Consider the following 11,120-nt stretch of genomic DNA (forward strand, 5'->3'; position numbering starts at 1 on the left):
CGGCTGACCGACCTTGCCGGAACCCGGGTCCCGACGTCGTGAATGACTCATTCATGTCGTCGGACGCCGTGAATGAGTCATTCACGGCATCTCAGCGCCGCAACGAGCCCCTGCACCGGCTCCAACAGGCGCCCTCCACAGCCTCGAGCCAGCCGCCCCTGCTCAGCCCCAGCCCCAGCCCGGAAAGCAGCCCCCACCCGTCCCAGGGGGGCGACCCCGAGTCCAGTCTATCGCCGCCCTCCGACGGAAACGCCTGATCAGCCGCTGGAGCCGCCGTTTGTCCACATTGCCCGGCCCCTGGGGACAACCCACCCAAGCAACAGCCATTTCACTGGCGTACCGGCAGACTCGGAGCACTGGGCTTGGGTATCGTCACGCCCAGCCACCTGATCTTCTGCACCGGGGAATGATGACCGAGCCGAACGTGAATCCCGAGCAGCCCGGCGCGCGTGATGCCGACCGGCTGGGTCCGCGGCCGCTCGCGCGGCCGGCCGTCGATCCGGCTCAGGCCGCCGTCTTCGGGCGGCCCAGCGGGGTCGATGGCGCGTTCGACCAGCTCTACTCCCCCCAGAAGTCCAACGGTGTCCGGCTCGCGCCGCCCGCTCCCGAGTCGCTCGCGGAGGCCTTCCGGCGGCCGCCCGGGGCCGAAGGCGTGCTGCTCGAACGGCCGCGGGAAGCCACCGGCGAACCGAAAGAACAAGAGCCGCCCCTGTGGAACAGCACCAGCGATCCCTGGCGTGACCCGGGCGCCGGGGCCGTTCTCGCCGGGCCCGCGGTGCCCGCCGAAGACGAGGAAAAGCCCGCCAAACGCCCACCCGGCGCCCTGCTCAGCCTGCCCGAGGTGCTCTTCGGACGGCGCGTGCAGCCGAAGGCGCTCGCCTTCCTCGGCGTGGTCGCCCTGCTCGTCGGGGCCGTCGGCGGGCTCGTCGGCTGGTGGGTCGCCGACACCGGCAGCGAGCTCACCGGCTCCGCCACCATCTCCGAAGCCGAGGCCGCCAAGGAACGTCCCGCCGGCTCGGTCGCGGAAATCGCCAAGCGCGTCGCGCCCGCCGTCGTCTCGCTCGAGGTCTTCAAGCCCGGTGCCGACTCCGGTGAGCAGGGCTCCGGCGTCATGATCGACCCGCAGGGCTACATCCTCACCAACGAGCACGTGATCTCCTCCGCGAGCGCCGACCCGGGCGTCAAGATCACCGCCATCTTCATCGACGGCACCCGCACCGAAGCCAAGCTCGTCGGCTCCGACCAGAAGACCGACCTCGCCGTCGTCAAGGTCAACGTCACCAACCCGACCGTGCTGCAGATCGGCAAGTCCTCGGACCTGCAGGTCGGCGACACCGTGATGGCCATCGGCTCGCCGCTCGCGCTGCAGAACTCCGTGACCGCCGGCATCGTGAGTGCCCTCAACCGGCCGATCACCGCGGGCGGCGACAGCGGCGCCCCGCCGGTCACCTACGAAGCCATCCAGACCGACGCCGCCATCAACCATGGCAACTCCGGTGGCGCGCTCGTCGACGCCACCGGCGCGCTCGTCGGCATCAACTCCTCGATCCGCTCCTCCGGCGCGGACGGCGGCAGCATCGGCATCGGCTTCGCGATCCCCAGCGACTACGCGGTCAAGATCGCGAAGGCGCTGATCAAGGACGGCAAGGTCCAGCACGCCGACATCGGCATCAACGCCTCGTCGACCGTCGCCGGCTCGTCCACCATGGGCGCCCAGGTGAAGAACGTCGCGCCCGGCGGCCCGGCCGCGAACGCCGGCATCAAGGAGGGCGACGTCATCACGAAGATCGGCGGCCGCCTGGTGCGGGACTCCGCCGAGATGACGGTCGCGGTGCGGGCCCACGACGTCGGCGAGGTCGTCCCGGTGCAACTGGTCCGCGACGGCGCGAGCTTCGTCGTCGACGTAACCCTGGCTTCCGACTGAGTTCCCGCGTTCGGCCTGCCGGAGCGCGGGCCGGGACGGGTACCCTGAGCGGGTAGTTTCCGAGCGGAGGTAGACGGTGTTCGACAGTGTCGGATGGGGGGAAATCCTCGTCCTCATCATCGCCGGTCTTTTCATCCTCGGCCCGGAACGGCTTCCCGAAGCGGCGTCCTGGATGGCGAAGAGCGTGAAGAAGGTCCGCGACTTCGCGACCGGTGCGCGCGAACAGCTCCGCGAGGAGATGGGCCCGGAGTTCGACCAGCTCCGCAAGCCGCTCGAAGACCTGCGCGGGCTGCGCAACTTCGACCCGAAACGCGTGGTGACGCAGCACCTGTTCGACGGCGACGCGGACCCGCTCGGCCTGAAGGGCATCACCAACGGCAGCCCGAACCTGAGCGGCGCCAACGGCTCCAACGGGACGAACGGGACCAACGGTTCGAACGGCTATTTGGCCGGCCAGACAAAGCAGCCGGAACCGCTCAAGCCGGGGGAGCGCCCGCCGATCGACCCGGACGCCACGTAGCACCGGCGGTTGTCCCCAGCCCGGCCGTGATGTGGACAAGTCGGCCGCTGCTCGGTCATTTTCGCGTTTCCGTCTGCCACCCCCGATAAACTGGGTGCGGGGCCGGACCCCCGGAGAGGGCGGGGGCTGCTTTCTGCCGCGCCGAGGACAGCTGCGGGCACCCGCGAGATAGCCGCGCAGACCCGCGGACAGCCGCAGATAGCCGCGGACACCTGCGGACCGCCGTAGATAGCCGCGGACACTCGCGCCCAATGGGGGAGAGACGGGCGAAACACCCGTTCGCGCGCCGTCTCCGGGGATTTCCCTAGTCCCGCTTCACGCCCCACGACCACATGATCGTTTCCCTCCTACGTTCGAGTGGGGGCGGCTGTCCGCCGCCCGCACACGAAGGGGAGACAACATGAAACTCAGATCGCTGAGCTGCGCGCTGCTCGCGCTGGGCCTGCTGGGATCGGGGCAGACAGCCTCCGCCGCCACCGAAGCCGCGTGTACCTGGAAGCCCACCGCCCTGGGCGCCGGTACCTCCGTGAGCGCGGAAGTGACGGCGACCGATGACAAGGGGAACTTCGCCGGCTGGACGCTCCCGACCGACGAGTTCGGCGAAACCCGGCGCGCCGCTTCCTGGACCGGCGGGGCCTTCACCGACCTCGGCACGGCCGGGACGTACGGCGCCGCCGTGACGGCGGAGAACCGGTCGGGCGCGGTCGCCGGGACCGCGCGCTACGCGATCTTCGGAGCCGGCTTCGACTTCGAGAAGGCCTTCAAGAGCTCCGGCGGCGCTCTGGTGCAGCTGCCCTTCCCGACCTCGAGCCAGCTGCCCGCGGGCTACACGAAGTCGTCCGCTCTCGGCATCACCGACTCCGGCGACGTCATCGGCGTCGTGCGCAAACAGAACGGCACGGGCCAGGTCCCGGTCCGCTGGCCCGCCGGCTCGCCGGACACCGTGACGCTGCTGACCGGCCTGTCGTCGGGCATCGCCGGCGTCGACACGGACGGCTCGATCGTGCTCAACAGCGGGGATATCTGGCGCGACGGCACGCTGACCCACCTGGGCACCCTGCCGGGCCTCGAGTTCGCCTGGCCCGAGGCCATCAAAAACGGCCGCGTCGTCGGCTACGGCGTCTACAACGGCAAGAAGGTCGGCGTCTACTGGGACCAGCAGCACGCGGCCCACGTCCTGCCGAAGTCCAGCTACAACCTCTCCAACGGCAACCCGGGCTTCACGATCAACGCCGCCGGCCTGATCCTCGGCCGGATCGACGAGGCGAACGGCGGCGACGACGCGGCCGGCACCGGCTACGGCGTCTGGAACCAGGGCACCTTCGTCTCGAAGTTCGGTGACCTCAAGGCCGACCTGCCCGTCGTCATCGGCGACGACGGCACCGCGGGCGGCTTCCGCTACGACGCCGCGAAGCAGCACTCGACCGCGTACGTCTGGCGCTGCTCCTAAGAAAGCTCAGCGGCCGGCCGGGGTGACGTTCAGCATCATCCCGGCCAGGCCGCGCGCCCGGACCGTCAGCTTCTTCGCCATCTCCTTCAACACCACGGCCGCCGGCGCGTCTGGTGCGGTCAGCACCAGCGGCGTCCCCGCGTCGCCCTGCTCGCGCAGGCGCGGGTCCAGCGGCACCTGGCCCAGCAGCGGCACCTCGGAGCCGATCGACTTCGTCAGCGACTCGGCCACCGCCTGCCCGCCGCCCGAGCCGAAGATCTCCAGGCGGGAGCCGTCTTCCTGCTCCAGCCACGACATGTTCTCGATGACGCCGGCGACGCGCTGACGCGTCTGCAGCGCGATCGCGCCGGCCCGCTCGGCCACCTCCGCCGCGGCCTGCTGCGGCGTGGTGACGACCAGGATCTCCGCGTTCGGGATCAGCTGGGCCACCGAGATCGCGATGTCGCCGGTGCCCGGCGGCAGGTCCAGCAGCAGGATGTCCAGGTCGCCCCAGAAGACGTCGGCCAGGAACTGCTGCAGCGCGCGGTGCAGCATCGGCCCGCGCCACACCACCGGCGTGTTGCCCGGGGTGAACATGCCGATCGAGATCACCTTCACGCCGTGCGCCTGCGGCGGCATGATCATCGTGTCGACCTTGGTCGGCTTCTCGCGCGTGCCCAGCATACGGGGGATCGAGTGGCCGTAGATGTCCGCGTCCACGACGCCGACCGACAGGCCCCGCGCGGCCATCGCCGCGGCCAGGTTCACCGTGACCGACGACTTGCCGACGCCGCCCTTGCCGGACGCGACGCAGTACACCCGCGTCATCGAGCCCGGCTGCGCGAACGGGATGACCGGCTCCGCGGCGTCCCCACGCAGCGACTTCCGCAGCTCGGAGCGTTGTTCGTCACTCATGACGTCCAGCTCGACGCGCACGTCGGCGACGCCGGGGAGCTTCGCGACGGCTTCCTTCGTGTCGTTGGTCAGCGTCGCCTTCAGGGGGCAGCCGGCCACCGTCAGGTAGATCCCGACGGTGACGACACCGTCTTCGCCGACGACGACGTCCTTCACCATCCCCAGGTCCGTGATGGGTTTGTGGATCTCGGGATCTTGCACGCTCTTCAGCGCGCTGCGGACGTCATCGACGCTGGGGAGCTGCTGAGTGCTGGTCACCCCGTCCATGTTACGAGCCGGTAGGAGTGCGGTTCGGTTTGGCCTTCCGCGGCTGGACGTCGAGGTCCTCCCGGAGCCGGTCCAGCTCGCTGCGCAGGTAGTCACGCGTCGCCACCTCGCCGACCGCCAGCCGCAGCGCCGCCAGCTCCCGCGCCAGGTACTCGGTGTCGGCTTTCGTCTGCAGGGCCCGGTTCCGGTCCTCCTCCAGCGAGACGCGGTCGCGGTCGTCCTGCCGGTTCTGCGCGAGCAGGATCAGCGGCGCCGCGTACGCCGCCTGTGTCGAAAACGCCAGGTTGAGCAGGATGAACGGGTAGGGGTCCCACTGCAGCGAAACCGCCGTGATGTTCAGCACGACCCAGACGATGACCAGCAGCGTCTGCCAGAACAGGTACTTCCCGGTGCCGAGGAACCGCGCCAGCCGTTCGGACAGCCGGCCGAAGGTGTCCGGGTCGATGTTCAGCCTGAACCGGTTCTGGCCGCGGGGCTGGTCGAGCCGCCGTCCCGAAGTCAGCTCAGGCACGGTCTTCCTCCAAGGTGTCGTGCAGTCCGGTCTCGCGCCAGTCTTCGGGCAGCAGGTGGTCGAGGACGTCGTCGACGGTCACCGCGCCGATCAGGTGGTCCTCGGCGTCGATGACCGGCCCGCAGGTCAGGTTGTAGGCGGCGAAGTACCGGGTGACCTCGGCGAGGGAAGCCCCCGGTTTCAGCGGCGGCAGCCCGGTGTCCACCGCGCTGGCCACCAGCTCGGCGGGCGGCTCCCGCAGCAGCCGCTGGAAGTGGACGACGCCGACGTAGCGCCCGGTCGGCGTCGCGGTCGGCGGGCGGCACACGAACACCATGCTGGCCAGCGCCGGCGGCAGCTCGGCGTTGCGGATGTGCGCGAGCGCTTCGGCGATCGTCGTGTCCGGCGTGAGCACCACCGGCTCCGGTGTCATCAGGCCGCCCGCGGTGTCGGACGAGTACTCCAGCAGCCGCCGGACCGGCGCGGACTCCTCCGGCTCCATCAGCTCCAGCAGCCGGCTCTGCTCGGCCGGGGCCAGCTCGGCCAGCAGGTCGGCGGCGTCGTCGGGGTTCATCGCCTCGAGGACGTCGGCCGCGCGCTCCTCGGCCAGGTAGGCCAGCAGCTCCTTCTGGTCGTCGTCCGGCAGCTCTTCGATGACGTCGGCGAGGCGTTCGTCGTCCATGGCGTCGGCCACCTCGTGGCGGCGCTTGAGCGGCAGGTCGCGCACGGTGGCGGCGATGTCGGCCGGGCGCATCGTGTCGAAGAGCATGAGCAGCTGGCCGGCGCCCTGGGGCTGGGCGCCGAGGTCGGCCAGCCCCAGCCCGGCCACCTCCGACCAGGGCAGCACCTGCATGGCCGCCCGGCGGCGCCCCAGCCCGACGCGCCGCTCGCGGATGGCGAGCTTCGCCAGCACCCAGTCGCGGGTGCGGGTCGGCTCCATCGCGGCGTCGACGACGGTGATCCGCGTGCCGGACCCGGCCAGCGACGCGTGCGCGTCGAGCAGCTGGCCGAGCACCAGGACCTCGTTGGGACGCTGGTTGAACTGGCGCATGTTGACCGAGCCGGTGGCGAGCGTCACGGCGGTCGGTTCGATCGAGGTGACGCGCAGCATCGGCACGAAGACCCGCCGCCGCGTGGTCAGCTCGACGACCAGGCCGAGGATGCGGGGCGGCTGCGCGTCCAGCCGCAGGCCGGCGACCAGGTCGCGGACCCGGCCGATGGACTCGCCGTCCGGTCCGAACACCGGCAACCCGGACAGCTGAGCTGCGAAAACCCTGTTGACCGCGGCCATGCCGCTGACACTATCGGCTGGCTGCCCACGTAGCGATTTCCGGCACGGTCAGGAACGCGGGGTCGTCGCTGTCCGCTTCGAACGCTTCGAGGTCTTCGAGCATCCAGATCCAGTTCTGCACCGCGCGCACGAGGGTCCACGCTCGCGCCTTCTCCGCGTCGAGCTCCTGCGAGGCGACGATCAGGGCGAACCGTTCGTCCAGTGTGGACTCGGTGAAGCGGTTCCAGAACACCGGGATGACGCCCCACTCGAGGTCGCCGGACAGCGGCTTCGGGTCGATGACCAGCCACGGCTCCCGCGTGCCGGCCAGGACGTTCTCGAAGTGCAGGTCCTCGTTCACCAGCAGCCCGCCCGCGGACGGCCCGAGCTCGCGGCAGACCGCGACGGCGTCGTCGACGAGCCGCCGGTCGAACGGCTCGCCGAGTTCCGCCCACCGGCGGGGCAGCTCGACGGCGAGGCGTTCGGCTTCGGCGCGCACGCTCCTGGCCAGCTCCGGCGGAGCGGGCACGGCGAGGCGCCGAGCCAGCTCGCCCAGGAGCGGGACGGCTTCGCGCAGCGGGAGGTCGTCGAGCGTGCGCGCGGCGTCGAGCCGCTCCAGCAGCAGGACGCCGTCCGCGGGCGCGGACTCCAGCAGCAGCACCGCACCCCGGCCGGCCCAGGCAGTCAGGGCGAGCGGCTCGTCGGCGGATTCTTCGTCGCGCCAGCCGAGTTTCAGCACCACCGGCGTGCCGTCGGCGAGCCGCGCGGGCTGCACGACGCCGACGTAGCCGTGCATCGCCTCGCCCTCGAACGTCAGGCCCCACTCGCGGGCGTACCTCGCGGCGAGGTCCGGCAGGGCGGCCACCCAGCCGGCGGCCTCCGGACCGAGCACCCGGGGTGCCCGGTCGGCGAACAGCGGCGGGACGCGGAGATCGGTCACCACCCCAGTCTGGTGGCCTCGTCCAGCGCGTTTCGTCCTGGTCGGCACGGGCGTACGCTGGGTTTTCAGGGGAAAACGCAACCCCGGGAGCAGCCATGGTGGTGGAGATCCTCAGCGCCGTAGTCGTCGCGGGCGGAGCCTGGCTCGCGGCCGGTGTGCGCGTCGTCAGGCAGTACGAGCGAGGGCTGGTCTTCCGGTTCGGCCGGGTGCGGGCCCGGGTCTCGGAACCCGGCCTGACGCTGCTGGTGCCGTTCGTGGACCGGATGCAGAAGGTCAACATGCAGATCGTGACCATGCCGGTGCCCGCCCAGGACGGCATCACCCGCGACAACGTCACCGTCCGGGTCGACGCGGTCGTCTACTTCAAGGTCATCGACCCGGTGATCGCGGCGGTCAACGTCCAGGACTACCGGGCGGCGGTCGGCCAGGTCGCGCAGACGTCACTGCGCTCGATCATCGGCAAGAGCGACCTCGACGACCTGCTCTCCAACCGCGAACGCCTCAACGAAGGCCTGGAGCTGATGATCGACAGCCCGGCGCTGGACTGGGGCATCCACATCGACCGCGTCGAGATCAAGGACGTGGCGCTGCCGGAGGCGATGAAGCGCTCGATGTCGCGGCAGGCCGAGGCGGAGCGGGAACGGCGCGCGCGCGTCATCTCGGCCGATGGTGAGCTGCAGGCGTCGTACAAGCTTTCGCAGGCCGCCGCGCAGATGGCCGACACCCCGGCGGCGTTGCAGCTGCGGCTGCTCGAGACCGTCGTGCAGGTGTCGTCGGAGAAGAACTCGACGCTGGTGCTGCCGTTCCCGGTGGAGCTGCTGCGGTTCCTCGACGCGCAGACGCCGAAGCCCGCGGCTCCCGCTCCGGCGCCCGAGGCCCGGCCGGAACTCCAGGAACCCGAAGCCGTGGAGGCCAAGCCGGCGGCGAACGGCCACGCGACGCCGTCGCCGCGCAGCCCCGGCGACGCGGTGCTGCCCGCCGACTAGTTCAGCCGGCCGTGGGGGTTCACCGGTTCGAGGCGTGGTCGCGGTGTCGTGAATGACTCATTCACCTCGTCCGAGGACATGAATGAGTCATTCAAGACGTTCGGACCGCCACTCCGGCGGTCCCGGGCCGCGCCGCCTGCTCGGAACCCGGTCGAGGTCCACGGACACCGCGCTAGTTCAGCTGGCCGTTCGCGCTCAGGATGATCAGGGTGGTGAAGAAGCCGACCCACAGCGCGATCACGACATAGCCCACGATCACGGCGGCCGTGGCCAGGCCGCGGCCGCCCGCTTCGCCGCGGTCCGTCTTGCTCAGCGCGATGTGGCCCATGACCAGCCCGGCGATCGCGGTGATGCCGGAGCACAACCCGAGGATCGAGCACACCAGCGCGCCGATCGCCAGCGCGTTGTCCGGCCGGCGCGCGACGGGGACGTACGGCGGCTGGACGTAGGGCGCCGGGCCGCCGTACGGCTGGCCGTAGGGCTGCGCGTACGGCTGCTGGTACTGGTAGGCGTACGTCGGTTGCGGCTGGCCCGGCGGGACGTACGGCGTGCCGGGGATGTGCGCGGCGGGAGCCTCGAACGCGCCGGGCGGCAGGTGCCCGGGCTGCTCCGGAGCGGGCGCGGCCGGGGCGTCGGCGATCGTGGTGTCGGCGGCGGTGGTGTCCGCGGTCGTCGTGTCGGCGACCGTGCTGTCGGCGACCGTGCTGTCGGCCGCCGGCGGGTCGTAGTTCTCCGGTGTGTACGGCGCCGGCTCCGCGGTGGGCGGCGGGTCGTAGGACACAGTCGGATCGGCCGGACGGTCCTTGTCCCCGGACGGGTCGGTCATGGCGGTCCCCTCGATGCGTGCTGGAAGCCCACGTTAGCCGTTCGGCGGCGCCCGGCCCCGGGAGATCCGGCTACCGCGGCCAGGGTGAGCGTGAGCGCCCTCATAGCAGGGTGGTGGCTTTCGGGTCATACTCACCGGTAACCCAGCGCCGGGAGCCGGCGTCGCAATTGGAAAGGGAGCCGTGATGGCCCGTCTCGCCCAGACCGCCGGCCTGACCGACGTGCAGTCGGAGATCCTCGCGACCGTCCGCTCGTTCGTGGACAAGGAGGTCATCCCGCACGCGCAGGAGCTCGAGCACGCCGACACGTACCCGGCGGACATCGTCGAGGGCATGAAGGAGATGGGCCTGTTCGGGATCACCATCCCGGAGGAGTACGGCGGGCTCGGCGAGTCGCTGCTGACCTACGCGCTCGTCGTCGAGGAGATCGCGCGGGGCTGGATGAGCGTGTCCGGCGTGATCAACACCCACTTCATCGTGGCGCACATGATCTCCCGCCACGGCACGGAAGCGCAGAAGCAGCACTTCCTCCCGCGGATGGCGACCGGCGAGGTGCGCGGCTCGTTCTCGATGTCGGAGCCGGACCTCGGTTCGGACGTCGCCGCGATCAAGACCAAGGCGAAGAAGACCGATGACGGCTACGTCATCGACGGCTCGAAGATGTGGCTGACCAACGGCGGTTCGTCGAACCTGATCGCGCTGCTCGTCAAGACCGACGAAGGCGCGGAGAAGGCACACCAGAACCTGACGACGTTCCTCGTCGAGAAGCCCGAAGGCTTCGGCGAGGTGGCGCCCGGGCTCACCATCCCCGGCAAGATCGACAAGATGGGCTACAAGGGCGTCGACACGACCGAAGCGGTCTTCGACGGCTACAAGATCGGCGCGGACATGGTGCTCGGCGAGGCGCCGGGCAAGGGCTTCGCGTACATGATGGACGGTGTCGAGGTCGGCCGCGTGAACGTGGCGGCGCGGGCGTGCGGCATCGCGATCCGGGCGTTCGAGCTGGCGGTGGAGTACGCCCAGCAGCGCAAGACGTTCGGCAAGGCGATCGCGGAGCACCAGGCGGTGGCGTTCAAGCTGGCCGAGATGGCGACGAAGGTCGAGGCGGCCCACCTGATGATGGTGAACGCGGCGCGGCTGAAGGACTCGGGCGAGCGCAACGACGTCGAAGCCGGGATGGCGAAGCTGATCGCGTCGGAGTACTGCGCGGAGGTCACGCAGGACTCGTTCCGGATCCACGGCGGGTACGGGTACTCGAAGGAGTACGAGATCGAGCGCCTGATGCGGGAGGCGCCGTTCCTGCTGATCGGCGAGGGGACGAGCGAGATCCAGAAGACCATCATCAGCCGCGGCCTGCTGCGGGAGTACAAGTCCCGTTCCTGAGGCCGCCACTTTCGCCGGGAAAGATGCGTCTGGAGGCCCCGCAGACGTAACTTAATCAGGGAAAGTGCGAAGCGACTTGTCGACATGGTGACCGGTTGCCGGTGCAGTGAATGACTCATTCCTGGCGTCTGGCGCCAGGAATGAGTCATTCACTGCGTTCGCGAAGCCCGGC

The 11,120-nt window shown here is 70.4% G+C and carries 10 protein-coding genes; 5 read left to right on the top strand and 5 right to left on the bottom strand.

Annotated features, from left to right (window positions below):
* The first annotated feature begins 406 nt into the window (after positions 1-406).
* The 3 genes from AB0M83_RS41285 to AB0M83_RS41295 all read left to right on the top strand — a co-directional run bounded on the left by AB0M83_RS41285 (position 407) and on the right by AB0M83_RS41295 (position 3,894).
* Entirely contained in the window at positions 407-1,924 is a 1,518-nt protein-coding gene (locus AB0M83_RS41285; RefSeq protein WP_364526104.1) for a trypsin-like peptidase domain-containing protein, read from the top strand.
* Between the two features lie 76 nt (positions 1,925-2,000).
* The gene (tatB, locus tag AB0M83_RS41290; protein WP_364526106.1) at positions 2,001-2,444 is read left to right on the top strand and encodes a Sec-independent protein translocase protein TatB; all 444 of its coding nucleotides are present in this window, start codon (positions 2,001-2,003) and stop codon (positions 2,442-2,444) included.
* Positions 2,445-2,844: 400 nt separating this feature from the next.
* Complete coding sequence (locus tag AB0M83_RS41295; RefSeq protein WP_364526108.1) at positions 2,845-3,894, top strand: hypothetical protein; 1,050 nt, start codon at positions 2,845-2,847, stop codon at positions 3,892-3,894.
* A gap of 6 nt (positions 3,895-3,900) precedes the next feature.
* On the opposite strand, the gene AB0M83_RS41300 is transcribed toward AB0M83_RS41295, so the two are convergent.
* The 4 genes from AB0M83_RS41300 to AB0M83_RS41315 are packed head-to-tail and all read right to left on the bottom strand — an operon-like array spanning position 3,901 to position 7,758.
* Entirely contained in the window at positions 3,901-5,046 is a 1,146-nt protein-coding gene (locus AB0M83_RS41300; protein WP_364526110.1) for a P-loop NTPase, read from the bottom strand.
* 10 nt (positions 5,047-5,056) lie between these two features.
* A complete protein-coding gene (locus AB0M83_RS41305; protein ID WP_364526112.1) occupies positions 5,057-5,566 on the bottom strand; it encodes a DUF1003 domain-containing protein in 510 nt (169 codons plus the stop codon).
* The gene (locus AB0M83_RS41310; protein ID WP_364526114.1) at positions 5,559-6,836 is read right to left on the bottom strand and encodes a CBS domain-containing protein; all 1,278 of its coding nucleotides are present in this window, start codon (positions 6,834-6,836) and stop codon (positions 5,559-5,561) included. The genes AB0M83_RS41305 and AB0M83_RS41310 overlap by 8 nt, the downstream gene beginning before the upstream one ends.
* A 10-nt stretch (positions 6,837-6,846) precedes the next feature.
* Positions 6,847-7,758 carry an aminoglycoside phosphotransferase family protein gene (locus AB0M83_RS41315; protein ID WP_364526116.1) on the bottom strand — a complete coding sequence of 304 codons (912 nt, stop codon included), beginning with the start codon at positions 7,756-7,758 and terminating at the stop codon, positions 6,847-6,849.
* Between the two features lie 92 nt (positions 7,759-7,850).
* Here AB0M83_RS41315 and AB0M83_RS41320 point away from each other — a divergent pair, with 92 nt between their 5' ends.
* On the top strand, positions 7,851-8,741 hold the full coding sequence (locus AB0M83_RS41320) for a slipin family protein (RefSeq protein WP_364526118.1): 891 nt from the start codon (positions 7,851-7,853) through the stop codon (positions 8,739-8,741).
* 172 nt (positions 8,742-8,913) lie between these two features.
* Here AB0M83_RS41320 and AB0M83_RS41325 read toward each other — a convergent pair whose 3' ends face one another.
* Positions 8,914-9,567 carry a DUF4190 domain-containing protein gene (locus tag AB0M83_RS41325; protein WP_364526120.1) on the bottom strand — a complete coding sequence of 218 codons (654 nt, stop codon included), beginning with the start codon at positions 9,565-9,567 and terminating at the stop codon, positions 8,914-8,916.
* 184 nt (positions 9,568-9,751) lie between these two features.
* On the opposite strand from AB0M83_RS41325, the gene AB0M83_RS41330 reads away from it, so the two are divergent.
* Positions 9,752-10,948, top strand: coding sequence for an acyl-CoA dehydrogenase family protein (locus AB0M83_RS41330; protein WP_364526122.1), 1,197 nt, complete (start codon positions 9,752-9,754; stop codon positions 10,946-10,948).
* The last annotated feature ends 172 nt before the right edge of the window (positions 10,949-11,120 follow it).

Source organism: Amycolatopsis sp. NPDC051106 (assembly GCF_040682775.1).
GTDB lineage: Bacteria > Actinomycetota > Actinomycetes > Mycobacteriales > Pseudonocardiaceae > Amycolatopsis.

What these genes read in the sequence shown, in the direction of transcription:
- AB0M83_RS41285 (WP_364526104.1), top strand. Translation starts at nt 407, where the DNA reads ATGATGACCGAGCCGAACGTGAATCCCGAGCAGCCCGGCGCGCGTGAT.
- AB0M83_RS41295 (WP_364526108.1), top strand. Translation starts at nt 2,845, where the DNA reads ATGAAACTCAGATCGCTGAGCTGCGCGCTGCTCGCGCTGGGCCTGCTG.
- AB0M83_RS41310 (WP_364526114.1), bottom strand. Translation starts at nt 6,836, where the DNA reads ATGGCCGCGGTCAACAGGGTTTTCGCAGCTCAGCTGTCCGGGTTGCCG.
- AB0M83_RS41320 (WP_364526118.1), top strand. Translation starts at nt 7,851, where the DNA reads ATGGTGGTGGAGATCCTCAGCGCCGTAGTCGTCGCGGGCGGAGCCTGG.
- AB0M83_RS41325 (WP_364526120.1), bottom strand. Translation starts at nt 9,567, where the DNA reads ATGACCGACCCGTCCGGGGACAAGGACCGTCCGGCCGATCCGACTGTG.
- AB0M83_RS41330 (WP_364526122.1), top strand. Translation starts at nt 9,752, where the DNA reads ATGGCCCGTCTCGCCCAGACCGCCGGCCTGACCGACGTGCAGTCGGAG.